Raw genomic sequence first — 25,596 nt, forward strand, 5'->3', positions numbered from 1 at the left:
GAAACTTATAACAACAAAAGACCACATTTGAATCTTAACATGAAAACACCTAATTTTATACATAACAAAAAACCAGAGAAGTTAACTTCTCTGGTTTAATTTATTTTTTAAAAACTGTCAACCTATTTTAGGACGACTCAGGAATAATAAAAAATAAGACTAAATAAAGATGACAACTATTTTAAACAATTATACACGTACTTTAATGTTTTGTTTTTTATCAATATCATGTAGTAAATCTAATATAGATAATTTAACTAATAATGAATCAATTGAAGAAAATATATGGCTTGTTGATAATCAATATATATCTGGTGGACTATCGGAATTTCAAATTATAACAAATCCTATTTATAAAACTGTTAATGAAACAATTACTCAAAACAGTTTACATTTAAATTCAAAAGTCGGAGTACTAAAGTTAAATGATATAGTTTATGTTTATCCAAATCAATTTTTAACTCCCTATGAAGTAATAAATGACACTATAGGGTCAAACCATATTGCAATTACGTATTGTCCTCTAACATTAAGTATAATAGCATATGATAGAAAAACAGCAAATGAAGAAATTTTAACTCTAAAAGCTTCAGGATATTTATATAAAAATAATCAAGTGTTTTCTACACTAAATGATAATCAGTATTGGTCTCAAATGCAAAATAAAACCATAAGAGGTTTCAATTATGAATCTGAACTACAAACTATAAATATTATTGAGACTACTTGGGAGACTGTAATAGACCATTTCCCAGAAGCAAAAATTTTCGCTCTAAATAACGCTACTAATTGTATAAGTTGCGACACAACAAATTCACCACTAAATTTAGATAATTATTATGGAATTATAAATAACAATATACTACAGAATAATGTAAAACTTTATGACTACAATTCGCTTTCATTAGTAGAAAATTCTATTTATAATACCGCTTTAAATAATAAATCCACTTTAATAGTTGGAAATAAAAAACAAGTTTTTTTTAATTCTTTTTATGTTCCAAACAATCTCAACTTTTTGGCATTATCTACATCGAACTTTCCAAACATATTAATTGACAATGAAGGTAATATTTGGAATATCTTTGGAGAAGCAGTTCAGGTACCCAGAACCGGAAATCGATTAGAGTCGCCAGAATCTTTTTCTGCGGCAGAGTGGGCTTGGGTAAGTTTATACAACAACTTCTTGAGTTACGAATAATTATTCCATTTTTCTTAAAAAAACATAGCCAAATACTAGCAGTTTTATAAGTATAAGCTAAAAATTATGATTAAAAAGTTGGTTTATTAACTTTTTATTATGATTTTTGGGGCAGACTAATTCAAATAAATTATAAAATGAAAACAAAGTTTAGTGGAATTCTAACGCTACTATTAGCGTTTGTTGTGCAATTTACGTTTGCACAAGACAGAACAATTTCAGGTACAATATCCGATGAAAGCGGATTACCCTTACCTGGAGTTAATATTATAGTACAGGGAACCAATAATGGAACTCAAACAGATTTTGATGGTAACTACTCCATTTCAGCTAGTACTGGAAGTGTATTATCATATTCTTTTGTAGGTTACAAAACTACAGAGAAAACTGTTGGTGCTTCTAGCAACATTAGTTTGTCTATGGATTTAGATGTAGCAGCAATTGAAGAAGTTGTAATAGTTGGTTATGGTACACAAGCTAAATCAGCAACTACTGGATCTATCACAGTAATCGATTCTCAAGAATTTGTTGATGTACCAGTTGCAAATATTGCAGAGACACTTCAAGGAAAATCTTCAGGTTTACAATCTTTAAGTGCCTCAGGACAACCTGGAGCAAATAGCTCAGTACTTATTAGAGGTCTAGGGTCTGTAAATGGAAATATTGAACCATTATATATTGTAGATGGAGTACCGATTAACGCAAACTCAACTTCAGATCTTGGGTCTGGTGGTTTAGACTCAGGAAATAGAGATCCTCTATCTAATATTAATGCAGCAGACATTGAATCTGTAACAATACTAAAAGATGCTTCTTCTACATCCATATATGGTGCTAGAGCAGCAAATGGTGTTATACTAATTACAACTAAAAGTGGTAAAAAAGGTAAAGCAAGGATTGACTTTTCTACACAGACTAGTGTATCAGCAAGAGCAGTAACAAAATTTCAAGTACTAAACACAAGTGAATATCTTGAACTTCAAAGAGAAGCTGATGTTAATTCTGGTTTTACAGAAGCTCAAGCCTTTGCTAGAAATCCAGATTCAGACATAGACACTGATTGGGCTGAATATGCATACAATGATTGGGATGCATTTACTAAAAAAACTAACCTCTCAATTACTGGTGGGAATGATACTGCAAATTATTTTGTTTCTTTAGGTCATTTAGACCAAGAAGGTATAGCGGTAGGTTCAGGTCTAGAAAGATTATCTTCAAGGTTAAACTTAAACGCAAACGTTTCAAACAACATTAAAGTTGGGATGGGGTTGTCATACTCTAGAACATCGCAACGAACTGCTTTAGCAGAGTCTGCGTTTTTCGCAAGCCCTGTAGTAGGAACATACTTGTTTACACCTACAACCGCGCCGTATTTAGAAGATGGAAGACCAAATCCAGAAAATTCTGCTACAGGTGGAACTTCATTTATTCAAGATTTATTTTATGATAGTGAAGGATCTGTTACAGATAGGTTAATAGGTAATGTTTTTGGTTCTATAGACTTCCTTGAAGATTTTACTTTTAAAACACAATTTGGTAGAGATTACTCTAATTTTAATTACAGTTCATATGGAAGTAATTTAAATACAGCAAATCCGGCTGGTGGTGCAGCTAGTAGAGTAAATCAAAATGTATTTAACTGGACATTAACTAACATGCTAAGTTACAGTAAGTTGTTTAACGAAAATCATAAAGTTAATGTAACTTTAGGACAAGAACTAAATAAAGAAGGTTTTGATGATTTTGGTATTGATGTTGAGGATTTTCCTAATGGAATTTTACAAAACATAGGCTCTGCAGCAACTGTTACTGGACATTTTAGTACAACAGAAGAATCAAGTTTAGAGTCATATTTTATGTCTGCAAACTATGGATATCAAAATAAATATCATTTAAATGCTGCAATAAGAAAAGATGGTTCGTCAAGATTTGGGCCAAACAATAAATGGGGTACATTTTGGTCTGTAGGTGGAAACTGGGTCATTTCAAAAGAGTCATTTTTTGACAATGTAGATTTTATGAATTTATTAAAATTAAAATCTAGTTATGGTGTTCAAGGAAATTTACCTAGTGGTAGGTATTCATGGCAAGGTATTTTCTTAAACGATACTTATAATGAATCACCCGCAGTATTTCCTTCTTCAACAAAACAAAATTTAGACTTTAAATGGGAAGAACAAAACTTATTTAATGTTGGCTTAGAATTTGGTTTTTTAAACAATAGAATTAATGGTGAAATAACCTATTTCAATAGAGAAACTACAGATTTGATATTTCCTAGAACTCTAGCCTCCTCTACAGGATTTACACAAACATTTTCAAATGAAGGGGATTTTAAAAACAGTGGTTTCGAAGGACAATTATCGTATGATGTCATTAGAGCTGAAAATACAAGATGGACTTTAGGTGGTAATATTACTATTTTAGAAAACGAAGTAACAAAAGTGACTAAAGATACTGAAGGTCCAGATGGAATATATATTAGAGAAGTTGGTGAGGCATGGAATACGTTTTATCTAGAGAGATGGGCTGGTGTTGATCCTGCAACTGGTAGTCCAATGTGGCTTGACGAAAATAACAATATAACTTTTACATATAGTGAAGCATCTAGAGAAAAAGTAGGCAGTGCTAATCCAGATTTTTATGGAGGTTTTTTTAGTAACTTAAGTTATAAAAACTGGGAATTTAATGCAGCATTTTCATATCAAGTTGGGAACAAGATTTTCAACAACACTTCTCGAATAACTAATTCTGATGGAGCGTTTAGTGGCTTTAACCAATCAAGAGAACAACTTGATAGATGGCAAAATCCTGGTGATGTGAGTGAAAATCCTATAAGAATAGTTGGTAATCCATCACAAAGTAATCAAAGATCGACAAGGTGGTTAGAAGACGGTGATTTTTTAAGATTAAAAAACTTATCAGTTGCATATAATTTGCCAAATTCATTAACAGATAAATCATTTTTAAATTCAGCTAGAATATATGTTCAAGGGACAAATATTTTAACAATATCAAGTTTTAATGGAGACCCTGAGCAATCAATAAATGGGCAACACTGGTTTGTTTATCCAAATGCTCAAACAGTATCAATTGGACTTGATGTATCATTTTAACTTTAAAAAATCTAATTATTATGAAAAAAAATAAATATTTAATTAATAGTGCATATCTAATAGCATTGCTACTATTTGTATCATGCAATAATATTGAACTGGACCCAAGTCAAGAAGATGCGGTCTCTATAGAGGATGGTATTGTAGATTTAATTTCTGCTAATGCTGCAGTAGATGGAATGTATGATTTACTATATAGAAGAGATTATTATGGTCGTGAACTCATGGTTACTCCAGAAATAATGGCGGATAATATTTTAGTGAGTCCTGCGAATTCAGGTAGATATCTAACTCAATATCAATATTCAATTATTCCAGCTAATGGGAGTGTAACTAATGTATGGGATAATTTATATAAAAACATAAATGCGGCAAATACAGTCTTGTTTTATGCAAATACTTTAACAGGAACTACTCAGGAGCAGTTAGATGAATTAAATGGTCATGCATTTGCAATTAGAGCAATGGCACATTTTGATTTAGTAAGAACTTATGCTTTTCCTTATAGTACTACTGAAGCATCAGCAGCAACTGGAGCAAATGGAAATGGTGGACATTTAGGTGTACCTTTACTTACAGAGTTTGACTCATCAGACCCTAAACCACGATCAACAGTAGCAGAAGTTTATATTCAAATAATTAATGACCTTAATTCTGCTATACAATTATTGCCAAGTACTCCTTACTCAAATTCAAGTAAATTTAATGTTACAGCTGCAAAAGCATTATTAGCTAGGGTTTACCTTTACAAGGAGGATTATCCAATGGCATACACTACGGCTTTAGAAGTAATAAATGATGGTAATTATTTTTTAACCTCAAATTCAGATTATATCGCAAACGATTGGAGTGGAACACTTAGCTCAAATGAAGGGCTATTACAATTACCAGCTTTCGCAAATGATAGCAATGGATTTGATTCATTAGGCTCTATTTACATTGACGAAGGGGATGATGGTAATGGAGGATATGGTGATTTAATTCCTACTGCCGATATTAAAGATTTATACACTGCTACAGATGTAAGAAGGAACTGGTTTAGAAATATTGGCGGTGTAGATTTTAACTTTAAGTTTCCAAATAGTTTTACTAATGATATTCCACTAATCAGGTTATCGGAAATGTACTTAATTGTAGCGGAAGCTGTTGCAAATAACGCTGGTTCTCTAATTGTTGGACAAGATGCATTGACTCAAATTATCCAAAGAGCAGACCCAAGCGCTCCATCAGTCACTTCTAGCGGAAATGACTTACTAGTACAAACATTAAATGAACGAAGAAAAGAGTTAGCTTTTGAAGGTCATAGAATGTATGATATAGTAAGAAATAAGTTAGATGTTATAAGAATTGATTTAGCAACTCCTTCAACAATTTCAACCATAAATTATCCAGATTATAGAATGATATGGCCTATTCCTGAAGATGAGATTATTGCTAACGATAACATCAATGAAAACAATAATGGATATTAAAAATAAGATTATGATAACGAAAATAATAAAAAAAACAATCCTATCATTTGCAATACTATGCTTAATCGCTTCATGTAGTGATGATGAGCAAGCAAATGTTTATCAAGGAGGTTCTTTCATCTCTTTCGGTGATACTAACTCTGGGACTAAATTAGAATCTAGTACAGAACCAATTACAATTACAGCTTATGCTTCTGTACCAAATAACCAAAATGAAATTTCAGTAGATTTTTCTATTGAAATAACTAATGGAACTGATGCAGATTATATAGTAATTGATAATAAAACAAGTTTTAACTTCGATTCTGATAACTATTCTGATTCAATTGAAATTCTTCCGGTAAATAATTTAGATGAAGATGGAGATAAAACAATTACTGTAACACTAACAAGCAATAGTGCTGGTTACACACTTGGGTTTCCTGGACCTGATGCAAATGGTAAAGTCTTTACTTTCGTAATTGAAGACGATGATTGTGCTTTTACATTAGAAGAACTAGGTACTGCTTCATGGTCAGGCTTTGATAATGTTCCATCAAACCAAGCAGGACCTAATGCAAGTATGATTACTACAAGTTTTGATGGAACTAATGTGTTATTTGAAGGCATTGGTTATGGTTGGTTAACTGACACAGATTTTTGGGATGAAGTTATTGTAACATCACAACTAGTAACATCTGATATTAACCCAATCACTGGAGAGATTACTATCGCGCAACAACCATTATGTGAAACTACTTGGCTTGGAGATCCTCAACCAGCTTATAGTATTGTTGGTTCTGGTCAATATGTGTCTTGTTCAGAAACGTTAGTAATTAATTATGATATTATCCAAAACGGAGGTGTATTAAGATCATTTTCAGAAACATTAATAAAAAATTAAAAAATATTTAAAATGAAAAAATTTCTAAAAATTTTAAGCTTATTTACACTAGTACTCTTAATTGGTTCTTGTGAGCCTAACAATGAAGAAAATGTAAACTATACTCCTAGAGAATATATACAACCAGGAAGTCTAAGTATTGCGATAGATAATGTCTCTTTTACTACTTTAGATTTAAACTTTTCATCAACGAATAATGATGACGTAGTCTATTATTCATTTCAGTTATCTAGTGCACAGGAACCTTCGGTTTTATCTTTAGTAAGTCAAAATTCACCAAATGCAATCGAAAATGGCGCATTAAATTTAAGTTCAATGCAAACAGTGATGTTGTCAAATTTAATGGATGCAACTGAATACACTTTATATGCTGTCAATTCTAGTGTTGATGGAACTCTATCAGACTTAATGTCTGCAACTGATATGACATTAACATGTCCTATAAATATTTCCTCATCTTACACAGGTGATGGTTATTCTAATGAAATAGATGTTACTGCTGGTTCTTTTCCTGCATATACTGTCGATTTTGTTCCAGTAATGGGAGAAGATAATATGTGGACTTTAGAAACAACTTGGGGTCCAAATTTTGTAAATTTACTTTCAAATGGTGGAGCTCCTCCTGGAGCATTTCCTTACCCGTCTACAGTAACATTAATGGAAGATAATTCTGTTATTGTTACAGGAGGGGCTGCCTATGCAACTGGTGGTACTGGTACATATGATGCTTGTACAGATACTTTTACTTTAAACATTACTCAAGGTCTATTCCAGGGAGACTTTACTGTTGATGTTGTTTTAATTGGTAATTAGTATTTAAATTACATATAACAAAAAAGAGACTGAGTTATCAGTCTCTTTTTTTATACTTTTGTTTTAATGGAAAAGTCTACACAAATATTTGGAATAAGAGCGATAATTGAAGCAATAAAGTCTGAAGAAACAATAGAAAAAGTCTTTTTACAAAAAGGTCTTAAAGGAGAATTGTTTAAAGAACTTGAAACAACTTTAAAAGAACAAGGTATTAATAGTTCCTATGTTCCTATTGAAAAACTAAATAGGCTAACAAAAAACAATCATCAAGGTGCTGTTGCACAAATTTCTCCTATCACCTATTATGATTTAGACTCTTTAGTTTCTAAAGTATTAGCGACTAATACTACTCCTCTTTTTTTAATGTTAGATCAACTAAGTGATGTTAGAAATTTTGGAGCAATAATTAGAACAGCTGAATGTACTGGTGTTAGTGGAATAATTATTCAAAAAAAAGGCGGAGCTCCTGTTAATGGAGACACAATTAAAACAAGTGCAGGTGCTGTATTTAAAGTCCCTATTTGCAGAGTAGATCATATTAAAGACGCTATGTTTTATATGCAAGCCTCGGGTATTAAAGTGATTGCTGCAACAGAAAAAACAGATACTACTTTGTATGATATCTCTTTTAAAGAACCTTGTGCTATTATTATGGGTTCGGAAGGTAGAGGTATTAATCCTTCAATATTAAAATTAGTTGATGCAAAAGCTAAATTACCTATACTTGGAGAAATTGAATCTTTAAATGTATCTGTTGCCTGTGGTGCGTTTTTATACGAAGTTATTAGACAACGATTAACTTAATTATCCTTCTCTGTTTCTTTTTTATAGATATAATTTATCTCCAGCCTTTCCTCTTCTACTTCTGGCTCTTTGTTTTCTATAAAGTTTCCGTATTCATCAAAATGCTTTAAAAACTCATCATCTTCCTCATTAAAGTTTTCTTCCTCCCAATTAAATTTTTTAGGCTGAGCTATTTCTTTTCTAAATAATAAAGCAAAAAGTAAGCCTGTAATTAAACCAGATAGATGACCTTCCCAAGATATACCTCTTTCTAAGGGGATTGCATACCAAATCATACTTCCATATAAAAAGATTACTAAAAACGAAAGTGCTATTAACCTATAATGTTTAGCAAAGATTCCTTTAAAAAAAGTAAAACTAAATAATACATATATCAATCCACTTGCGCCAATATGCCAAGAAGGTCTTCCTATAAGCCAGGTTAAAAATCCTGATAATATAATTCCATAAATTATTACTTTCCAAGCTACTGGCTTATAAAAATAGAATAAGGCAGTAGAGAGCACAAAAAGTGGGATCGAATTATGATATAAATGTGTAATTCCGGAGTGAATAAATGGACTAAACAAAATACCTTGTAACCCTTTTAGTGTTTTTGGATATATTCCATGTTTAGTTAAATCTACATTAAATCGCAACTCCAGTGCAAATATTAGCCATAGTAACATAACAAATGCTACTGGATAGAGAATAACTTCCAAAGAAAACTTAAATGCTGTATTGTTATTTTTCATACCACTAACCTATTACAATTTACACTCCATTAATTAAATTTTGTAAAATTGTCATACTTATTTCTTATTTAATTATCTCAAGTCCCAATTAATAAATTAATTTTGTGAAATGAATCAACCACTAGCAGAGAGACTTCGTCCAAAAACTTTACAAGACTATATTAGTCAATCTCATTTGGTGGGTAAAAATGGTGTATTAACAAAACAAATAGAAAGTGGAACAATACCATCGCTTATTCTTTGGGGACCACCAGGAATTGGTAAAACTACCTTAGCTAATATAATAGCCAACACTTCTGGAAGACCATTTTACACACTTAGTGCAATTAGCTCTGGAGTAAAAGATGTAAGAGATGTAATTGATAAAGCGAAACAAAGTGGAGGATTATTTACCACAAAAAATCCTATTCTTTTTATTGATGAAATACATCGATTTAGCAAATCTCAACAAGATTCTTTATTACAAGCTGTAGAAAAAGGTTGGGTTACTTTAATTGGTGCTACAACTGAAAATCCTAGTTTTGAAGTTATTCCTGCTCTTTTATCACGTTGCCAAGTCTATATACTTAACCCTTTTGATAAAAAGGATTTAAATGCCCTCTTAGAACGCGCAATTACCGAAGACGAGTTAATCTCTAAAAAAAATATAAAACTAAAAGAAACTGATGCTTTATTGAGACTCTCTGGTGGTGATGCTAGAAAATTATTAAACATTTTTGAATTATTAATTAATGCTGAAGAGTCTGACTCAATTAGTATTACAAACGAAAGTGTTTTAAATAAAGTACAAAATAACACTGTACGTTATGACAAAACTGGCGAGCAACATTACGATATTATTTCGGCCTTTATAAAATCTATTAGAGGAAGCGACCCAAATGCTGCTGTATATTGGTTAGCCAGAATGATAGAAGGTGGTGAAGATGTTAAATTTATTGCCCGACGACTATTAATACTTGCAAGCGAGGATATTGGTAATGCAAATCCAACTGCGCTAGTTATCGCAAATAGTACTTTCCAAGCTGTTTCAACCATTGGATACCCTGAATCTCGTATTATTTTAAGTCAATGTGCCACCTACTTAGCGTGTTCTCCAAAAAGTAATGCTGCTTACGAAGCTATTGGTAAAGCACAACGACTTGTTAAGCAAACTGGCGATTTATCTGTACCCTTAGGTATTAGAAATGCTCCAACAAAATTAATGAAAGAATTAGGCTATGGAGAGGACTATAAATACTCACATAATTACGAAAATAATTTTGCCGCTCAAGAGTTTTTACCAAAAGAAGTTGAAAACACAAAACTGTACGAGCCAGGCAAAAATGCTCGTGAACATGCGCAACGAGAATTTCTTAAATTGAGATGGAAGGATAAGTATGACTATTAAAACTTAATATCTAATACTCTAGCTGTAATTGCACTTTCATTTGCTTCAGAATATCTCCAAGTATTATTTTCTTTATAGAGTATAGCCTCTTTTCCTTTAACAATAAAAACATCTTTAAGGCTAGAATAGAAAATTATAAACTTACTATTTGTAGTGTTATTTTTTAATATAAATCCATTATCTATGGCTTCTGCATGATAAGCAGATTCACTTTTAGTCTCAATTACAACTTCAGTTGCTTCTTTTAGAGGCGCTATTTCCTCTTTAGTTTTTACAACTTGATTGGTGTTGGTTTCTTTCTTTAAAGTTTTAATTTCTTTTTTTAATTTTTCGATTTCATTAGTATTGCTCTTTGAATTAGTTATTACTGAAGCATTAGCATTATACTCATAATTTAAAGCTTTTATATGCTCAAAAGCAGCTCTTAATGCTAAATTATAGGCTGTTTTATAATCCTTCTCTCTAGATTCTCCAGGTGCTGTATTATAAACGATCTCATTTCTACAGTTTTTTAATTGAATAACAAGCTTTGTTTTAAACAATGATTTTTCTTTTAAAACATCCGATTTTAATACCAAACATCCATTATTAATGGCATCTTCAGGCATACTTTCATCTTCCTTAATTGTTGTAAATCCATATTTTTCAAATAAAAACTTACTAAGGTCATTTAGTTGATATTGATTTGCTTCCTTTAAAAAATCAAATTTATTAGGCACTAATACGTATTTATAGTCATTAACTTTGGTTTGAGATATTGCTATGTTACTTGTTAGAGTTACTAAAATTAATACTATGAAGTTTTTCATTTTTATAAGTGTTTTTTTAATTCTATTAATTTTTTAATTTGTTTTATTTCTGGTGTTAGTGTTTCGTTATGATAATTAAAGCAAATAGCATCTAATCCTATATTTAAAGCTCCCATAATATCCGCTTCAAAATTATCGCCAATCATTATACTTTGTTCAACAGTTGTATTTGCTAAGTTAAGTGCAAAATCAAAAATTTTACGATTAGGTTTTTTAACGCCAACCATTTCGGAATTTGTTACACTTTCAAAATAACTATCTATCTTAGATTTTTTAAGCTTAGTGGTCTGCACTTCTTCAAAACCATTAGTAATAATATGCAATTTATATTTTGGTTTTAAATACTCTAAAATTTCTATGGTGTCCTCAAATAAGTGATTACTATTTGTTAAGTACAAAATATATTCTTCTGAGAGTGTATGGATTACATCATCGCGTACCTTTAAATTAACAGCATTAAATGTTTCTTTTAACCGCTTATACCTTAAATCTTTTTTCGAGACTTTTTCGTCTCTATACAGTTTCCAATACTTAAGGTTTATGGGTTGGTAATGCGCTACAAATTGTTTTGTTTGTATGTTTATATTATTCTTTTTTAAAATAAAATCGAATGTAATTTCTGAGTTTTTATCAAAATCCCATAAAGTATGATCTAAATCAAAAAATATGTCTGTAATTTTTTTACTCATCGGTAGATTGTAATATTATATTAAACAGTTCTTTATAACCATTCCATTTTGGGTCTTCTCCAAAAGTGTAATTATGGAATACCGAAACAAATTTACCATTTACCTTCTTAACTTCTAATAGCATTTGATTTAAAACTCTCTTTTTATCTAATAGTGATTTTTGCTTTAATAATGCAAAATCTAAAACATGATAGGTGTAAATTTTTAATGGTGTGTGCGTTTCGTAATCCAAATCATAAAAAAAGAATGGTGTGCATGTTCCTGCTCTAAATCCTACGTGGTTGGTGTAGCCCATTGTATAATCTTCAAAAATCTCTAAATCTACCATATTTCTATACGACTCTGGCAAATTTAATTTGGAGAACGATTGTCTAGAGGCTTTAAGCTTAACGTTTATAACCTGTTCCATTCTTATTTTTTCCTTTTTCAAAACAGTACTATCATTTAGTGCAAAATAAGAGGCTTTTAGTCCTATTTCGCAATAGTCTGCCATTTGTTTAATTAACGATACGAACTTTTGTTTTTGAATATTTATTCCTTTATCATACGTGGAATAATCTCCTAAAAGAAAGAAAATAATAAATTTAAATTTTGTTTGTTTCTGTTTATTTATAATATACTTAAAACTATCATAAGGATCGTTTTTAAATCCTAAAAGCACAGTATATCTCTCATACAAATTAGTAAGCCTAAGCTTATAAATATCCCTTAAAGTACCACCAACAGTACGCATTATACCTTTTAATTTATAATTGTATGCAGATGGTACATCTATAACAGGTTTTATGGAGTAACGCCTAGTTTTAAATTCATGTTCTGGATAAAAGGTTTGCAATACTTCTAGAAACTCTAAAGCCCAAATATCTACAACTGGTTGTTTTAAAAAATCGTGCTTGTAAGCTAAACTCTCTTTAGCAGTAAAGCGCCCATAGTTGTCTTTAACGTGTGGTAAATACTCTTCGTAACGACTTAATAAATAAAATGAGGCTGCAAAAATATCGTAAGGCAATGCGCTTTTTTCACTGGTAGAGAAAAAACATTTAGTCTGTTTCCAAGGCTGCACATTAATATCTAAATCCGATAAGCCTTGCTCAAACAACAACTCGTTACTTCGTATAAAAAGCTCATTACTTAACGGTTGTTTAGAATAGGAAATTTTTAACTTATCATGCGCAATAAACTCTTCGATTGTAGTTGTAAATGCTACAGGAATGCCTAATATCCCTGTACATATTTGTTTAAAAATGTATTTTAAACGTGGTGTTATTTTATAAGTGTAAACTAGTAACATTAAAGTATATTCTCATCTGCAAAGCTAAAATAAGCTTGCTCAGTAATTATTAAATGGTCTAGCACTTTTATGTCTAAACTTTCTGCGGCAAGTTTTAATTTAGTGGTTAATTGTTTATCTGCCATACTTGGTTTTAAAGTACCAGAGGGATGATTGTGCGCCAAAATAATGCCAACTGCTCCAACCTCTAAAGCTATTTTAAGAGCCAATCTCACATCTACTAATGTTCCTGTTATACCACCTTTACTCAATTGGTTTTTTTGAATTACTTTATTAGAGTTGTTTAAATACACAATCCAAAACTCCTCGTGTGGTAATTCCCCAATTATAGGTTGCATTAATTCGTAACACGATTTGCTAGAGGTTATTTTCTTTTTTTCTAAAGCTTCCTCGCCTCTACGACGTCGTCCCAACTCCAAAGCTGCAATTATTGTAATGGCTTTTGCTTCGCCAATACCTTTAAATTCCATGAGTTGTTTAATACTTAATTTACCCAACTCACTTAAGTTGCCAACAACACTAAGTATGCGTTTACATAAAGCTACTGCGCTCTCCTCTCTGTTTCCTGAACCAATTAAAATGGCCACCAACTCGGCATCACTCAAAGCAGCTTTACCTTTGTAAAGCAGTTTTTCTCTGGGTTGATCGTCCTGGTTCCAATTTTTTATAGAAAAAGACTCTGGTTTTTCCTGCATGTAGTAAATATAAATATTGTAATTTTATTAAGTAGCACTAATTAAAATTTTTCTTTTGAATTATCCTCCAAAACAGCATCAAGATAATAATAAACAGCATTTAATCGAAGTCATTACGTCCTATCCTTTGGCGACAATCATTTCAGTTAAAAACAATACACCTCTTATTACACATTTACCTTTAATTTATGATGATAAAAGTGAGACACTCACAGGACATATAGATATTTACAACCCACAAACACCGCTTTTAAAAGACAATAACGACGTCACTATACTTTTTTCTGGTCCACAATGTTATATCTCGCCAAGTATTTACACTACAAAACAACTCCCAACTTGGAATTATATAAAAGTGCATTTAAAAGGAAAGGTTAAAGCTATTGAAGACAGAGAACAACTAAAAGAATCGCTTATTGCAATGACTCATTTTTTAGAAGCACCTCAACATAATTATAGTTTAGACGCTAATAATAAACAAATGGAAGCAGCACTAGATTACATTAAACTTTTTGAAATTTCTATTAAAACTTGGGAAGGTAAGTTTAAACTCTCACAAGACAAAAAAACTATTGACACTGCTAACGCTAAAGCGGAATTGATTCGTGCTAACCAAAACAATATAGCTTCGTTTATAAATCGCGTTCTAACAATAAATTAATCCTCAATAAAACCTGAAATATCATCAATCGAATCTTTAGCATTAGTCTCAAAAAAAGCCTTAATCCTTTTATGTAAAAGAACATGCTCTACTAATAACCACGAGCCAAATATTAAAGGAATTACACAGGAATATATTATAAAATTCAATTCCATTGAAAGTGGCTTATTACTGTACATAGTATAAAAAGTATAGCCTAAATAAGTGGCTAAACCAATTATAGACACTGCAAAAACCAAATTTAAAATTAAAAGAAATTGAGGTAGCTTTTGGTAAAGTTCTAACCTAGGATTTCTGCTGTATAAAGGAAGCGTTTTAAAGTGATAAACAGCACTAATCGAAGCAAAAAACATTAATAGAAAAGGGATTGCCATAGTCCATTCAAAAGTTGCCTGTTCTACAAAAAGCACATTAAACATTAGTATTGCCAGCAATACAAATACAGCTAAAACACCTATTAATAATAAGATTTTAAAAGCAAATTTCAACTTCATAAGCTAAACAGAAAGTGCTAATTCGGCTTCAAAAAGCGTCGCGAAATGGTTAAGTAGCTTTTCTTTTACTTCAGGAATATTAATTTCTTTTTTACCCAATTCAACATTAAGAGAGGTTACTGCTTTACCACGTATTCCACAAGGTATCATATTATCGAAATAGCCTAAATCTGCATTTACATTTAGTGCAAATCCATGCATAGTTACCCAACGGCTTGCACGAACGCCCATAGCACAAATTTTACGCGCAAATGGCGTTCCTACATCTAACCAAACACCTGTTTCACCAGGACTTCTTTCGGCTTCTATACCATATTCTGCAAGTGTGAGAATAATCATTTCTTCTAATAAACGAAGGTATTTATGGATATCTGTAAAAAAGTTTTCTAAATCTAAAATAGGATAACCCACAATTTGTCCTGGTCCATGATAGGTGATATCTCCTCCTCTATTCACTTTATAAAACGTTGCACCTTTTGTTTCTAGTTGTTTTTCATCTAGCAATAAATTAGACAAATCACCACTTTTACCTAAAGTATAAACATGTGGATGCTCAACAAACAGAAAATGGTTTTGTGTCTCTAAACCAGCAGCTTCTCGCCTGTTTTTAATTTTTGTATCAACGATTGATTTAAAGAGTGTTTCTTGGTAATCCCAAGTGTCTTTATAGTCTTTTAAACCTAAATCTTGTATATCTATTTTCTTATTCAATAGCTTAATCTTCTAAAATTACCTCTAAATTTAAAGCTTCAGGATCTGTCATGTATTTCATAAAAGGAAACTCTAAAGTCACTGTTTTCCTGTCTGCACTAAACATCGCATTCTCGTTAGATACTGATTTTACTGGCTTTGGAAAATGATAATTTAATTTATAGGTTGATGAGCCAAACATTGCTCCCATTTCACCTATACTATCTGTCATTTGTTTGTACAATTCTTTGTCTGTAACTGTAACGCTTCTGCTAAACGTTTTACCATCGTAATTATATTTTAGCTCTGTTGCGCCATTTTCGCCTAAAGACGAAAAAGGATTATTAGCAGTATTTACTTCTGCTTTTCCTTTGCCTTTCATATTACTAAAATTATTCATCGCTTTAAACATATCTTGCAGTTCACTAGCATTTTTAAAATCTGTAAACATTTCAAATTGCATTAAAGATGCTTCAGGATCCATTTTCATGTGCATGCTAAATTTTTCTAAAGATTTTAATTTCTCTTGTTCTTCTGCAGGAAGCTTAGAGATACTATCGCGTTTAGCATCAAACAACTCTTTAAAGCTAAAAGTAGAATCCATAGCTTTTTCATTGCCTTCTTTCATTTTATCTCCTGCCATTTGCATAAGTTGGGAACCATCGAAAGCAAATTCCATTTTACCACTACCATCTTCATTGATATAAATATTTTCAGAAAACTGGCAACTTGTTAAAAATAAAGTTAAAATACAGAGTATTGGGACAACTAGTTTATTCATAATAACATGATTTAATTTAAACGGATTACAAAGATAATACTTTTATCTATTAGGATTATTTAATATAATTAGTGCTGCAATAACTCCTGGAATCCAACCGCATACCCATAGAATTAATACAATTAAAATAGAGCCACAACCTTTATCTAACACTGCTAAAGGCGGACAAAATATTGAAAGTAAGACTCTCCAAAAACTCATAAAATTTGATTTAATTGATTGATGATAATTGTTAGACGTTGCATCCTATATTTTGTTACAAAGCATTATCTTTGTGGCTTTAAATTTCACAATACAATATTTTATGTCGCAATTATCTGAGCAAGAACTTGTAAGAAGAGAAAAATTAGCCAGCTTACGTGAGTTAGGTATTAATCCTTATCCAGCAGATTTATTTCCTTTAACGCACACTTCTAAACGTGTAAAAGAGGAATTTAAGGAAGGAGGAACTGTAGTTGTTGCAGGTAGATTAATGTCGCGTCGTATTCAAGGTAACGCTAGTTTTGCAGAGCTACAAGATAGCGAAGGTAGAATACAAGTATATTTTAATAGAGATGAAATTTGCACTGGAGACGATAAAACTAAATACAATACTGTTTATAAAAAACTGTTAGATATTGGAGATTTTATTGGTATTGAAGGCGAATTATTTACCACCAAAGTTGGTGAAAAAACCATAATGGTAAAAGATTTTAAAGTGCTAAGTAAAGCGCTAAAACCTTTGCCACAACCACGTGTTGATGCCGATGGAAAAATACACGACGCCTTTACAGATCCTGAGCAACGATACAGACAGCGTTATGCTGATTTAGTGGTAAACTCTCATGTAAAAGAAGTGTTTATAAAGCGTACAAAGCTTTTTAATGCCATGCGCGATTTTTTTAATACTGCTGGTTATTTTGAAGTAGAAACTCCAATTTTACAGCCTATTCCTGGAGGAGCAGCCGCTCGTCCATTTATAACACATCACAACAGTTTAGACATTCCATTATATATGCGAATTGCTAACGAGTTATACCTAAAACGTTTAATTGTTGGTGGTTTTGATGGTGTGTATGAGTTCTCTAAAAATTTTAGAAACGAAGGGATGGACAGAACCCATAATCCTGAGTTTACAGCAATGGAAATTTATGTGGCTTACAAGGATTATAACTGGATGATGGATTTTTGTGAGACACTTTTAGAGCATTGCGCAATTGCTGTAAACGGAACAACAAAAGCAACATTTGGAAAACACGAAATAGATTTTAAAGCACCTTATGCTCGTGTAACCATGGCAGATTCAATCAAAAACTTTACAGGTTTTGATATTACAGGTAAAAGCGAAGACGAGATTCGCGAAGCTGCAAAAGGAATGGGAGTTGAAGTCGATGAAACTATGGGAAAAGGAAAGCTAATTGATGAAATTTTTGGTGAGAAATGCGAAGGAAACTACATCCAACCAACATTCATAACAGACTATCCAAAAGAAATGAGTCCTTTATGTAAAGAGCATAGAGATAATCCGGAATTAACAGAACGTTTTGAACTAATGGTTTGTGGTAAAGAAATCGCAAATGCGTATTCTGAGTTAAACGACCCAATAGACCAACGCGAACGTTTTGAACACCAATTGAAGCTTGCAGCAAAAGGCGATGACGAAGCTACCGAATTTATAGATCACGACTTTTTACGTGCTTTAGAATATGGAATGCCACCAACTTCTGGAATGGGAATTGGAATGGATAGATTAATCATGTTTTTGACCAACAACCAAAGCATACAAGAAGTATTATTCTTCCCTCAAATGCGACCAGAGAAAAAAGCGTTAGCTATTAGTGACGAAGCTAAAGAGGTTTTAAAAACGTTAAAAGCTGCTGGAAAATTAGAACTTGTAGATTTAAAATCACAGTCTGGTTTAAGTAATAAAAAATGGGATAAAACTATTAAAGAACTCACAAAAAACAATCTAGCAAAAGTTGAAAAAACGGATAATGGATTGTTTGTGGAAATAGTTTAAAAAAAATATATATATTAGTTGTAACTAAAAACTTTAAAACTTATGAAAAAAGTATTGTACACCTTTGCTATTATAGCAGTAACATTAATGGCTTGCGAAAGCAATTCTGACGACCAACCTAATCCTGGAACTATGGAAGACAGCACCATTTTACCTACCAAATTGGTAATAGTAGAATCAGATGGTGAAACAGAAACTATTAATTACACTTACCAAGGCGAAAGACTTATAAAGGCAGAATATACTTATTCAGATTTTGATAATATTACCTCTAATTATGTTTATGTAGATGATAAATTAACAAATATAAATGATGTTTTTTTAAATGATGATGATATTTTAGAGTCTTACACATACGATAGTGAAGGAAGAATTAGTACTATAACAACAAATATTATTGGTGATGGTGTTTATGAATATAATGTAGCCTATAATAGTGATAACTCTTTAGTAACAGTATCATCAATTACAAATCCTTCGCCAGATTCTTCTACCTCAACCATTGCAAATGGAAATATAACTCAAGGCACAGAGCTTAATTATTATACAACAACATATACGTATGATAACAAAAATGCACCATTTAAAAATTTAGAGCATCGAGAAGTATTATTAAGGTTATTTTCAGAAAATAACGAGGGTACTTTTTATACATTAAATAACATTACAAATGAAACAGTTATAGACAACTCCACAATGGATAGTGAAATAACAACTTATTCATATACTTATACAGCTTCAAACTACCCAAGAACAGTAATTGAAAATTATGATGGCGATATTACAACATATACTTACACTTATAACAACGATTAATTTCTAGTTTGTAAGTTCAAACCAAATATGAAGCTCAACAAAAAACTTAAAGCGTATAGTCTTGGACTTTACGCTTTATTGCTTTTTATTCATTTTGGTTTAAAATTCAATGCTTTCTTTTGAATGCTTCTTAGATTGACTATTAAAATTTCAACATTCCCAATCCGACCATAAATTACTAATTGCTATGTTTACAGCCAAAAACTCAAATTAGTTTCAATCCTTCATTTTCAAACAATTTCACACTTCTTTTACATTTAATTGACACTTTACACTTAAGTATCTTCTAGTTTTACTTCAGTTAAATTAATAATCATAAAATTATCACATTATGAAAAAGAAGATACTACTTTTTACTGCAGTACTAATTACTTTAAGCCTAACAGCTTTTAATGTAATTAATCAATCTAGCAAAGCAACAGAACAAAAAAAAGATAGTGCTGTAGCTACTACCAAGGCAAATGAACCCAAAACTAATGCCCTTTTTACAGATTTTATTTACGATGTTGGACCAAGGTTTCAACCTTTTAAAAAATCTGATGTACACAACGCAAAACACATTATAGATTTTATTGGCGAAGAAGACACCAATAGTATTGCGACACTAAAATCTGTAGAGATTATTGTTATAAAAGACGAAAGACAAACCACGACTAAAGAAATTGGCTACTCGAAAGTTTTAACCGAAGCACAACGTAAACTTTTACAATCTTTTGATTATAATTCACATTTTAATATTAGAGTAGAATACACAAAAATAAACAAAGAAACTGGCCATTTAGAACATAAATTCTCTTCGCCTCATATTACTGTTGTAACCGAAAAACTTGCAGAGTATTCCGAAGGTAACGACGCATTAAAAACTTATTTAAGAGAAAATAGCAGAGATGCTAGACTAGAAGCAAATGTAGATCCATTAAAACTACAACCAGCAAAACTGTTTTTTATAATAACTAAAAAAGGATTAATTGAAAATATAAAGCTAGATAGAACATCTAAATATCCATTAGTAGATAAAACCATGATTAATCTAATTAAAAATTTACCAGGAACATGGACTCCTGCTAAAAATGAAAAAGGCGAAAATATAAATCAAGAGTTTGTTGTAAGCTTTGGTTTAATAGGATGTTAGACTTACATTAAAGCGAATTTAATAAAACAGAATTTACAAGTAAAAAAGAGACACTACCATCTTGTAGTTTCTCTTTTTTTTTAATATTAAACTTAAAATCTTTATTTTCACGTTTTTAAAATTTAAAGATGAAGAAAATTCAATTTTATTTAATGGCATTATTAGTTATAGTTTCATGTAGTGATGATGACGATGTAATTACAGTTCCTCAATGCGAAACACCTATAAATGTACAAGTAGTAAGTACTGGAATAGAAGATGCGACATTAACCTGGGAAAACAACAATGTAGATGCAGAATACACTATTGAGTATGGCATATCTGGTTTTACACAAGGTAATGGCACTTTTGCCACAAGTAGCACTAACAGCTATACAATTACTGGCTTAACTGCAAATACTACTTACCAAGCCTATATTACCACTCTATGTAGTAGTACAAACCAAAGTATGCCTAGTGATGCGCTTACGTTTACTACAAATCCGCCAAGAGTTGTTCCAGAATTTTTACCTAACCTGTCTCAATTACATATTTATAATGGTGCACTTAATGATTTACAACCTAGCATCTATGCGTTTAAATACGAATTAAATTCATCATTATTCTCTGATTATGCCTATAAAGAGCGTTTAATTGCACTTCCGGAAGGAGAATCTATGGCTTATGTTAATGCTACAGAATTACCAGATTTTCCAGATAATACTTTAATTGCTAAAACCTTTTTTTATTATAATAATGAAGGTGATCCAAGTCAAGGAAAAAAAATTATTGAAACACGTATCCTAATAAAACAAAACGGAGTTTGGGAGTTTGGCGATTACCATTGGAACAATGAGCAAACAGACGCTGTTTTAAACAACGATGGTGCAATTGTACCTGTTACTTATATAGATGCAGATGGAGGAACACGAAATTTAGATTATAAAATTCCTAATAATAACGATTGCTTTTCATGCCATAATAATGCGCAAGTGAGAACACCAATAGGTCCAAAAATTAGATCTATTAATTTTAATAACCAATTAGAAAATTTAATTGCTAACAACCAACTTACTGGTAGTCCAAACCCAAATACATTACCAACATTACCTAATTGGAAAGATACCAGCTACACGCTTGAAGAACGAGCAAGAGCTTATTTTGAAATTAATTGTGCACACTGCCATATAGACGATGGCTATTGTGGAGTACAGAGTGAATTACGATTATCTTACGAAACTAGTTTAACAGACTCTAAGATTGTAGAAAGAAGCTCTAGCATAGATTTTAGATTAAAAACGTATAACGAAGGTGTAAGTATGCCATTAATTGGTACAACAATGCAACATCCAGAAGGTTACGCATTAATTAAAGAGTATTTAACTTCACTTTAAAATTTACCTTTATACTATAAATAAAAGCCACATCTAATTCGATGTGGCTTTTTAAATTTTACTTTTTTTTTGATTAGTAATGACACAGCTTTATAACTGTGTCATTACAGGTTAATTGCTAACTTACAATTAACCAATCATCAAAACAAAAAGATCATATAAATAATAATACCTTCGGCAATTCCAGTAATAATGCTCATTCCTAAAATGTCTTTTATTTTACTTCTTAGAAAAAACACCATACTTAATATGGCCATTATAGCTGCTAATAAAATTTCTAAAGCATCAATCTCCGAAAGTAAGTGTGTTAAAACAGTAAATGCAGCTGTAATACCTATTGTAATTAGTCCAAAACGGAGAATTTCATGTTTACTATAATTTCCTTCCTTAAATCCTTTGCGTAAATCTCTTAAAATAGAGAGAATAAATAATAAAGGGACAACAGATAAAAAAGGTGCAAAAATAACTTTAATACCTTTCTCTATAGCTAAATTGTTATAGAAAAAAAACGCTATTGCTGTAAATGCTAGTAATCCAGTTACTATTATTAATTGAAATGTAAATAACAATTCACGTTTATTCACATTACTTTTTTGTTTTTGTTTTGGTGTTAAAAGTTCCATAAGTTTAAATTTTGATGATTAAATTTTTATTGCAATTGAAGCTGTTTGTCTTTCTCTTTTAAAAGATTTTATTAGCACATATAAGCCAATTGCAGATAATATGTGCTTTAAAGTGTGTCCACTAATTCCAAATAGTGAATTAAAAAATACTGAATCATAATACTCAAATAACTTTGCAACAACATAGGCGAAGAGCAAAATCCAAAATGCCTTTTTATTTCCATTTTTAGATTTAAAAAACATTAGCATAATAACAATAGCTAAAATTGGATAAAACTGAACAAATACATACATTCGTAAATCATCCATAAGCATCCAAAATAATACCGAAAACACACCTAATATGAGTAAAGGGAATAATAACTGCTTTCCGATTTTCGTATTAATAAACTCGCTTATTACTATAGATAGTATTGCCATAAAAGCAATTGTCATTGGTATTCTATCCCAAACTAAACTATTATTATTTGGATTTAAATGATAATAAGATGAACCGAAAGCTATGCCAATAATACCAAGGTATAAGAGCGTAAATTGAATATTTCTTTTCTGTTTAGAATTAAAAAATCCATAACACCCAACGATTAAAAACGGCAAATTGGAGATAACATTCATAAAATTTGGAATGCCAAATATCGTATTAGTGTCTATAAAATTATGGTACGATTGCTCTTGTATAATTATAGGTGCATTAAGCAAAACTATAGCCATCACTAAACCTGTAATTACTAAAATTAAAATTCCAATTTTTTCAATATGTCTTAGTTCTAAATTCATAAATTAATGAGATAAAAAGAACACGTGTATAGCTAGTGATAATAGTGTTCCGCTAAGTATTCCGTTTACTTTTAAGTTATTATACAACACGTAGTTTAATACGTAACTACCTATAGTTGTGGAGTTTATTAAGTGAGCAAAAATAAGCTGGTCTTCTAATTTTTGTTGTGTTAAAAACTCTACCAATTGCATAATTGCTAAGCCACTAACTACAGCGACTATAAGTAATATTGTTGCAGGTTTTTGGTTTTGCAGCTTATAATCGTCTGTGTTTTTTGGCATAAAATGTTCGATTAAAATAAACCGAACAAAAAATAACATAGGAATAGGAAACACTATCGAAGCGATAATTTTAATCACATCCTTTGCTGTTTTTATGTCATCGTATCCTAAAAAAACCAAATACACAAATACTAAAACCGAAACTCCTGTAGTAACAATAAATGCAGTATTTACTTGCTTCAGTTTCATATTAAACGCCTAAAGGTTGTATTGAAAAAGCATCTACATAAGACACACAATGCGTATAAGCATCAATAATCTCATGTTGAATAGATTTAGAAAAAATAGTAACTAGTCCTAAAACAACTATAAAGGCTGTAAATTTAATTTGAGTTTTCATCTTGTTTTGTTTTAATGATTACAGTACAAATTTGCGATATCATCATAATTTTAAAAACACAACTTTAACAAAAAACTGACGATATAAATTGTATATTTATTTTTTAAAATGAATAAAACAAACACTTATACATTTTTTTACTAACGATTAAATGACAGATTTAAACACCATAATACTCACCTTTTCTGAAGAAGAAAAGCAGAAATTCACAACATATTTAGAAAAAAAGAACAAACGAAAAGACACCAAAAACATACAATTATTCAAACTTATACACGCTAATAAGTGGACTTCAAGTAGCATTTGTAAAAAAATATATTCTAACAAAAACAAAGCTGCATATCATGCTTTAAGGAAAAGACTCTACCAATCGATTATCGATTTTATAGCAAACAATACTTTAGAAGAAGAAAATTCTACCGAAATGAAAATCATTAAATACATTTTGGCATCCAGAACATTTCTTCTTAATAAAAAATATAAAGTAGCTTACAAATTATTATATAAAGCGGAAGCAATAGCGCAAGAAAACTACCTTTTCCCTATTTTAAACGAAGTCTATCACACTAAAATACAATACGCTTATGCAAATCCAGATTTAGATTTAAACACGCTAGTTACTCAGTATAAAACCAACCAAAAAAATCATTATCTCGAAGATCAACTAAATATAGTCTATGCAAAAATTAGGCAAGCCATTACTAACGCTAATTACAATGGAGCTATTTTAAATTTTGAAACCTTACTTACTAAAACACTAAGCGAACACAATATTTCTATTAACGACTCTATGTCGTTTAAGTCGCTTTATCAATTAATGACTATTGTAAGTATTTCGGCATTTGCTACAAACGATTACCTTAAAACCGAACCCTTTTTAATCCAAACCTACTCCAATTTATTGCAGCATAAAAGCAAGGACAAAGAATTGTACTATCACATCCAAGTCCTTTACCTAATTGCAAATACGCTATTTAGAAACAAAAAATTTAAAGCATCAATTAGTTATTTAGAGCTTATGCACGACAAAATGATTCTTAATAAGAAAAAACACTACAACACCTTCTATTTAAAATACAATTTGCTTTTAGCACTTAATCTAAATTACTCCAACCAACAAGCTAAAGCTATAGCATTACTAGAGCCAATACTCCAAAAAAAATCCGAAGATTTAGAAACACTTTTAGACAGTTATTTAAGTCTAATTACTTTTTACATGCAAGCATCAGAGTATAAAAAAGCCTCTAATTTAATGTCTAATTTTTACCATACAGATCGGTATTACGAAAGTAAAGCAGGTAAAGAATGGATTATAAAAAAGAATTTAATCGAAATTATTTTACACATAGAATTAGAAAACTTAGACCTTGTGGACTCGCGTTTATTAAGTTTTAAAAGAAGCTATTACGACTATCTAAAAACCATAAAGCAACAACGCGTAATTACTTATTTAACTTTTATAGAAGCGTACTCTAAAAATCCAAATGCAGTTACAACAACACAATTTAAAGCTAAAGTTGAAGCTTCTTTTGAGTGGATAGATGCTAAAAAAGAAGATATTTTTGTAATGAGTTTTTATGCCTGGCTTAAAAGCAAAATGGACAAAAACGCACTATACACAACCACTTTAGAGCTTGTAGAAAAAGCACAGCGTGTTAATTAGGAGTTAAAATACAACTGCTAATTAAACTAATTCTAAAATTAACTGTCAAAGCATTAAATAACATTAAAAAA

Annotated in this window: 26 protein-coding genes; 13 read left to right on the forward strand and 13 right to left on the reverse strand. The window is 30.9% G+C overall.

All coding sequences use genetic code 11. The annotated features are described in order from the left end of the window. The first annotated feature begins 169 nt into the window (after positions 1 to 169). The 6 genes from ACVC5O_RS10010 to rlmB all read left to right on the forward strand — a co-directional run bounded on the left by ACVC5O_RS10010 (position 170) and on the right by rlmB (position 8,289). Positions 170 to 1,201 (forward strand): DUF3179 domain-containing (seleno)protein, encoded by a 1,032-nt coding sequence (locus ACVC5O_RS10010; protein ID WP_452221343.1) that lies wholly within the window; start codon positions 170 to 172, stop codon positions 1,199 to 1,201. A 137-nt stretch (positions 1,202 to 1,338) separates the two neighbouring features. Then, entirely contained in the window at positions 1,339 to 4,317 is a 2,979-nt protein-coding gene (locus ACVC5O_RS10015) for a SusC/RagA family TonB-linked outer membrane protein (protein WP_452221344.1), read from the forward strand. Positions 4,318 to 4,337: 20 nt separating this feature from the next. Continuing rightward, positions 4,338 to 5,789 carry a RagB/SusD family nutrient uptake outer membrane protein gene (locus tag ACVC5O_RS10020; RefSeq protein ID WP_452221345.1) on the forward strand — a complete coding sequence of 484 codons (1,452 nt, stop codon included), beginning with the start codon at positions 4,338 to 4,340 and terminating at the stop codon, positions 5,787 to 5,789. Positions 5,790 to 5,799: 10 nt separating this feature from the next. Continuing rightward, entirely contained in the window at positions 5,800 to 6,672 is an 873-nt protein-coding gene (locus ACVC5O_RS10025; protein ID WP_452221346.1) for a hypothetical protein, read from the forward strand. Between the two features lie 12 nt (positions 6,673 to 6,684). Continuing rightward, positions 6,685 to 7,485: a hypothetical protein gene (locus tag ACVC5O_RS10030; protein WP_452221347.1), complete on the forward strand. Its 801-nt coding sequence runs from the start codon at positions 6,685 to 6,687 to the stop codon at positions 7,483 to 7,485. A 66-nt stretch (positions 7,486 to 7,551) separates the two neighbouring features. After that, positions 7,552 to 8,289 carry a 23S rRNA (guanosine(2251)-2'-O)-methyltransferase RlmB gene (gene rlmB / locus ACVC5O_RS10035; RefSeq protein WP_452221348.1) on the forward strand — a complete coding sequence of 246 codons (738 nt, stop codon included), beginning with the start codon at positions 7,552 to 7,554 and terminating at the stop codon, positions 8,287 to 8,289. Here the strand turns inward: rlmB and ACVC5O_RS10040 are convergent. Further along, positions 8,286 to 9,023: a rhomboid family intramembrane serine protease gene (locus ACVC5O_RS10040; protein ID WP_452221349.1), complete on the reverse strand. Its 738-nt coding sequence runs from the start codon at positions 9,021 to 9,023 to the stop codon at positions 8,286 to 8,288. The genes rlmB and ACVC5O_RS10040 overlap by 4 nt on opposite strands. 109 nt (positions 9,024 to 9,132) lie before the next feature. Between ACVC5O_RS10040 and ACVC5O_RS10045 the strand changes: the two genes are divergently transcribed. Continuing rightward, complete coding sequence (locus ACVC5O_RS10045) at positions 9,133 to 10,410, forward strand: replication-associated recombination protein A (RefSeq protein ID WP_452221350.1); 1,278 nt, start codon at positions 9,133 to 9,135, stop codon at positions 10,408 to 10,410. On the opposite strand, the gene ACVC5O_RS10050 is transcribed toward ACVC5O_RS10045, so the two are convergent. The 4 genes from ACVC5O_RS10050 to radC are packed head-to-tail and all read right to left on the reverse strand — an operon-like array spanning position 10,407 to position 13,894. After that, entirely contained in the window at positions 10,407 to 11,219 is an 813-nt protein-coding gene (locus ACVC5O_RS10050) for a hypothetical protein (RefSeq protein WP_452221351.1), read from the reverse strand. The genes ACVC5O_RS10045 and ACVC5O_RS10050 overlap by 4 nt on opposite strands. Before the next feature lie 2 nt (positions 11,220 to 11,221). Then, positions 11,222 to 11,908 (reverse strand): YjjG family noncanonical pyrimidine nucleotidase, encoded by a 687-nt coding sequence (locus ACVC5O_RS10055; RefSeq protein ID WP_452221352.1) that lies wholly within the window; start codon positions 11,906 to 11,908, stop codon positions 11,222 to 11,224. After that, positions 11,901 to 13,199 (reverse strand): polysaccharide deacetylase family protein, encoded by a 1,299-nt coding sequence (locus ACVC5O_RS10060; protein ID WP_452221353.1) that lies wholly within the window; start codon positions 13,197 to 13,199, stop codon positions 11,901 to 11,903. The genes ACVC5O_RS10055 and ACVC5O_RS10060 overlap by 8 nt, the downstream gene beginning before the upstream one ends. Continuing rightward, positions 13,199 to 13,894: a RadC family protein gene (radC, locus tag ACVC5O_RS10065; protein ID WP_452221354.1), complete on the reverse strand. Its 696-nt coding sequence runs from the start codon at positions 13,892 to 13,894 to the stop codon at positions 13,199 to 13,201. Before radC ends, ACVC5O_RS10060 begins: the two co-directional genes overlap by 1 nt. Positions 13,895 to 13,949: 55 nt before the next feature. Here radC and ACVC5O_RS10070 point away from each other — a divergent pair, with 55 nt between their 5' ends. Next, positions 13,950 to 14,555: an FMN-binding negative transcriptional regulator gene (locus tag ACVC5O_RS10070; RefSeq protein WP_452221355.1), complete on the forward strand. Its 606-nt coding sequence runs from the start codon at positions 13,950 to 13,952 to the stop codon at positions 14,553 to 14,555. On the opposite strand, the gene ACVC5O_RS10075 is transcribed toward ACVC5O_RS10070, so the two are convergent. Genes ACVC5O_RS10075 through ACVC5O_RS10090 form a run of 4 tightly spaced genes read right to left on the reverse strand, consistent with a single transcriptional unit; the run spans position 14,552 to position 16,721 of the window. Beyond that, complete coding sequence (locus tag ACVC5O_RS10075; RefSeq protein WP_452221356.1) at positions 14,552 to 15,049, reverse strand: hypothetical protein; 498 nt, start codon at positions 15,047 to 15,049, stop codon at positions 14,552 to 14,554. The two genes, ACVC5O_RS10070 and ACVC5O_RS10075, sit on opposite strands and share 4 nt — an antisense overlap. A 3-nt stretch (positions 15,050 to 15,052) precedes the next feature. Continuing rightward, entirely contained in the window at positions 15,053 to 15,760 is a 708-nt protein-coding gene (gene lipB / locus ACVC5O_RS10080; protein WP_452221357.1) for a lipoyl(octanoyl) transferase LipB, read from the reverse strand. Positions 15,761 to 15,764: 4 nt separating this feature from the next. Beyond that, positions 15,765 to 16,520, reverse strand: a complete 756-nt coding sequence (locus tag ACVC5O_RS10085) for a hypothetical protein (RefSeq protein ID WP_452221358.1) — start codon at positions 16,518 to 16,520, stop codon at positions 15,765 to 15,767. Between the two features lie 42 nt (positions 16,521 to 16,562). Continuing rightward, positions 16,563 to 16,721: a YqaE/Pmp3 family membrane protein gene (locus tag ACVC5O_RS10090; RefSeq protein ID WP_452221359.1), complete on the reverse strand. Its 159-nt coding sequence runs from the start codon at positions 16,719 to 16,721 to the stop codon at positions 16,563 to 16,565. Between the two features lie 103 nt (positions 16,722 to 16,824). Between ACVC5O_RS10090 and lysS the strand changes: the two genes are divergently transcribed. The 4 genes from lysS (at position 16,825) to ACVC5O_RS10110 (ending at position 21,840) form a co-directional block, all read left to right on the forward strand. Then, positions 16,825 to 18,519: a lysine--tRNA ligase gene (lysS, locus tag ACVC5O_RS10095; protein WP_452221360.1), complete on the forward strand. Its 1,695-nt coding sequence runs from the start codon at positions 16,825 to 16,827 to the stop codon at positions 18,517 to 18,519. A 42-nt stretch (positions 18,520 to 18,561) separates the two neighbouring features. After that, positions 18,562 to 19,335, forward strand: coding sequence for a hypothetical protein (locus ACVC5O_RS10100; RefSeq protein WP_452221361.1), 774 nt, complete (start codon positions 18,562 to 18,564; stop codon positions 19,333 to 19,335). A 331-nt stretch (positions 19,336 to 19,666) separates the two neighbouring features. Then, on the forward strand, positions 19,667 to 20,467 hold the full coding sequence (locus tag ACVC5O_RS10105; protein WP_452221362.1) for a hypothetical protein: 801 nt from the start codon (positions 19,667 to 19,669) through the stop codon (positions 20,465 to 20,467). Between the two features lie 128 nt (positions 20,468 to 20,595). Beyond that, complete coding sequence (locus tag ACVC5O_RS10110; protein ID WP_452221363.1) at positions 20,596 to 21,840, forward strand: fibronectin type III domain-containing protein; 1,245 nt, start codon at positions 20,596 to 20,598, stop codon at positions 21,838 to 21,840. A gap of 140 nt (positions 21,841 to 21,980) precedes the next feature. Here the strand turns inward: ACVC5O_RS10110 and ACVC5O_RS10115 are convergent, their stop codons facing one another. From ACVC5O_RS10115 to ACVC5O_RS10130, 4 genes are read right to left on the reverse strand one after another with little or no spacing between them, the layout of a single operon-like run. Further along, positions 21,981 to 22,463 (reverse strand): hypothetical protein, encoded by a 483-nt coding sequence (locus ACVC5O_RS10115; RefSeq protein WP_452221364.1) that lies wholly within the window; start codon positions 22,461 to 22,463, stop codon positions 21,981 to 21,983. Between the two features lie 18 nt (positions 22,464 to 22,481). Next, positions 22,482 to 23,240 carry a ceramidase domain-containing protein gene (locus ACVC5O_RS10120; RefSeq protein ID WP_452221365.1) on the reverse strand — a complete coding sequence of 253 codons (759 nt, stop codon included), beginning with the start codon at positions 23,238 to 23,240 and terminating at the stop codon, positions 22,482 to 22,484. A 3-nt stretch (positions 23,241 to 23,243) separates the two neighbouring features. Further along, positions 23,244 to 23,711 carry a hypothetical protein gene (locus ACVC5O_RS10125; protein WP_452221366.1) on the reverse strand — a complete coding sequence of 156 codons (468 nt, stop codon included), beginning with the start codon at positions 23,709 to 23,711 and terminating at the stop codon, positions 23,244 to 23,246. Between the two features lies 1 nt (position 23,712). Further along, complete coding sequence (locus tag ACVC5O_RS10130; RefSeq protein WP_452221367.1) at positions 23,713 to 23,862, reverse strand: hypothetical protein; 150 nt, start codon at positions 23,860 to 23,862, stop codon at positions 23,713 to 23,715. Between the two features lie 151 nt (positions 23,863 to 24,013). Here ACVC5O_RS10130 and ACVC5O_RS10135 point away from each other — a divergent pair, with 151 nt between their 5' ends. Next, a complete protein-coding gene (locus ACVC5O_RS10135; RefSeq protein WP_452221368.1) occupies positions 24,014 to 25,525 on the forward strand; it encodes a hypothetical protein in 1,512 nt (503 codons plus the stop codon). Positions 25,526 to 25,596: the final 71 nt, after the last annotated feature.

The sequence above is a fragment of the Lacinutrix salivirga genome (assembly GCF_053604675.1).

Bases quoted from the DNA above. Each gene is read 5' to 3' on its own strand.
- ACVC5O_RS10135 (WP_452221368.1), top strand. From the start codon at position 24,014: ATGACAGATTTAAACACCATAATACTCACCTTTTCTGAAGAAGAAAAG.
- ACVC5O_RS10085 (WP_452221358.1), bottom strand. From the start codon at position 16,520: ATGAATAAACTAGTTGTCCCAATACTCTGTATTTTAACTTTATTTTTA.
- ACVC5O_RS10130 (WP_452221367.1), bottom strand. From the start codon at position 23,862: ATGAAAACTCAAATTAAATTTACAGCCTTTATAGTTGTTTTAGGACTA.
- ACVC5O_RS10045 (WP_452221350.1), top strand. From the start codon at position 9,133: ATGAATCAACCACTAGCAGAGAGACTTCGTCCAAAAACTTTACAAGAC.
- ACVC5O_RS10030 (WP_452221347.1), top strand. From the start codon at position 6,685: ATGAAAAAATTTCTAAAAATTTTAAGCTTATTTACACTAGTACTCTTA.
- ACVC5O_RS10015 (WP_452221344.1), top strand. From the start codon at position 1,339: ATGAAAACAAAGTTTAGTGGAATTCTAACGCTACTATTAGCGTTTGTT.
- ACVC5O_RS10120 (WP_452221365.1), bottom strand. From the start codon at position 23,240: ATGAATTTAGAACTAAGACATATTGAAAAAATTGGAATTTTAATTTTA.
- ACVC5O_RS10115 (WP_452221364.1), bottom strand. From the start codon at position 22,463: ATGGAACTTTTAACACCAAAACAAAAACAAAAAAGTAATGTGAATAAA.
- ACVC5O_RS10075 (WP_452221356.1), bottom strand. From the start codon at position 15,049: ATGAAGTTGAAATTTGCTTTTAAAATCTTATTATTAATAGGTGTTTTA.
- ACVC5O_RS10050 (WP_452221351.1), bottom strand. From the start codon at position 11,219: ATGAAAAACTTCATAGTATTAATTTTAGTAACTCTAACAAGTAACATA.
- ACVC5O_RS10020 (WP_452221345.1), top strand. From the start codon at position 4,338: ATGAAAAAAAATAAATATTTAATTAATAGTGCATATCTAATAGCATTG.
- ACVC5O_RS10055 (WP_452221352.1), bottom strand. From the start codon at position 11,908: ATGAGTAAAAAAATTACAGACATATTTTTTGATTTAGATCATACTTTA.
- lysS (WP_452221360.1), top strand. From the start codon at position 16,825: ATGTCGCAATTATCTGAGCAAGAACTTGTAAGAAGAGAAAAATTAGCC.
- ACVC5O_RS10010 (WP_452221343.1), top strand. From the start codon at position 170: ATGACAACTATTTTAAACAATTATACACGTACTTTAATGTTTTGTTTT.
- ACVC5O_RS10105 (WP_452221362.1), top strand. From the start codon at position 19,667: ATGAAAAAGAAGATACTACTTTTTACTGCAGTACTAATTACTTTAAGC.
- radC (WP_452221354.1), bottom strand. From the start codon at position 13,894: ATGCAGGAAAAACCAGAGTCTTTTTCTATAAAAAATTGGAACCAGGAC.
- ACVC5O_RS10100 (WP_452221361.1), top strand. From the start codon at position 18,562: ATGAAAAAAGTATTGTACACCTTTGCTATTATAGCAGTAACATTAATG.
- ACVC5O_RS10040 (WP_452221349.1), bottom strand. From the start codon at position 9,023: ATGAAAAATAACAATACAGCATTTAAGTTTTCTTTGGAAGTTATTCTC.
- ACVC5O_RS10125 (WP_452221366.1), bottom strand. From the start codon at position 23,711: ATGAAACTGAAGCAAGTAAATACTGCATTTATTGTTACTACAGGAGTT.
- rlmB (WP_452221348.1), top strand. From the start codon at position 7,552: ATGGAAAAGTCTACACAAATATTTGGAATAAGAGCGATAATTGAAGCA.
- ACVC5O_RS10110 (WP_452221363.1), top strand. From the start codon at position 20,596: ATGAAGAAAATTCAATTTTATTTAATGGCATTATTAGTTATAGTTTCA.
- ACVC5O_RS10090 (WP_452221359.1), bottom strand. From the start codon at position 16,721: ATGAGTTTTTGGAGAGTCTTACTTTCAATATTTTGTCCGCCTTTAGCA.
- ACVC5O_RS10025 (WP_452221346.1), top strand. From the start codon at position 5,800: ATGATAACGAAAATAATAAAAAAAACAATCCTATCATTTGCAATACTA.
- ACVC5O_RS10060 (WP_452221353.1), bottom strand. From the start codon at position 13,199: ATGTTACTAGTTTACACTTATAAAATAACACCACGTTTAAAATACATT.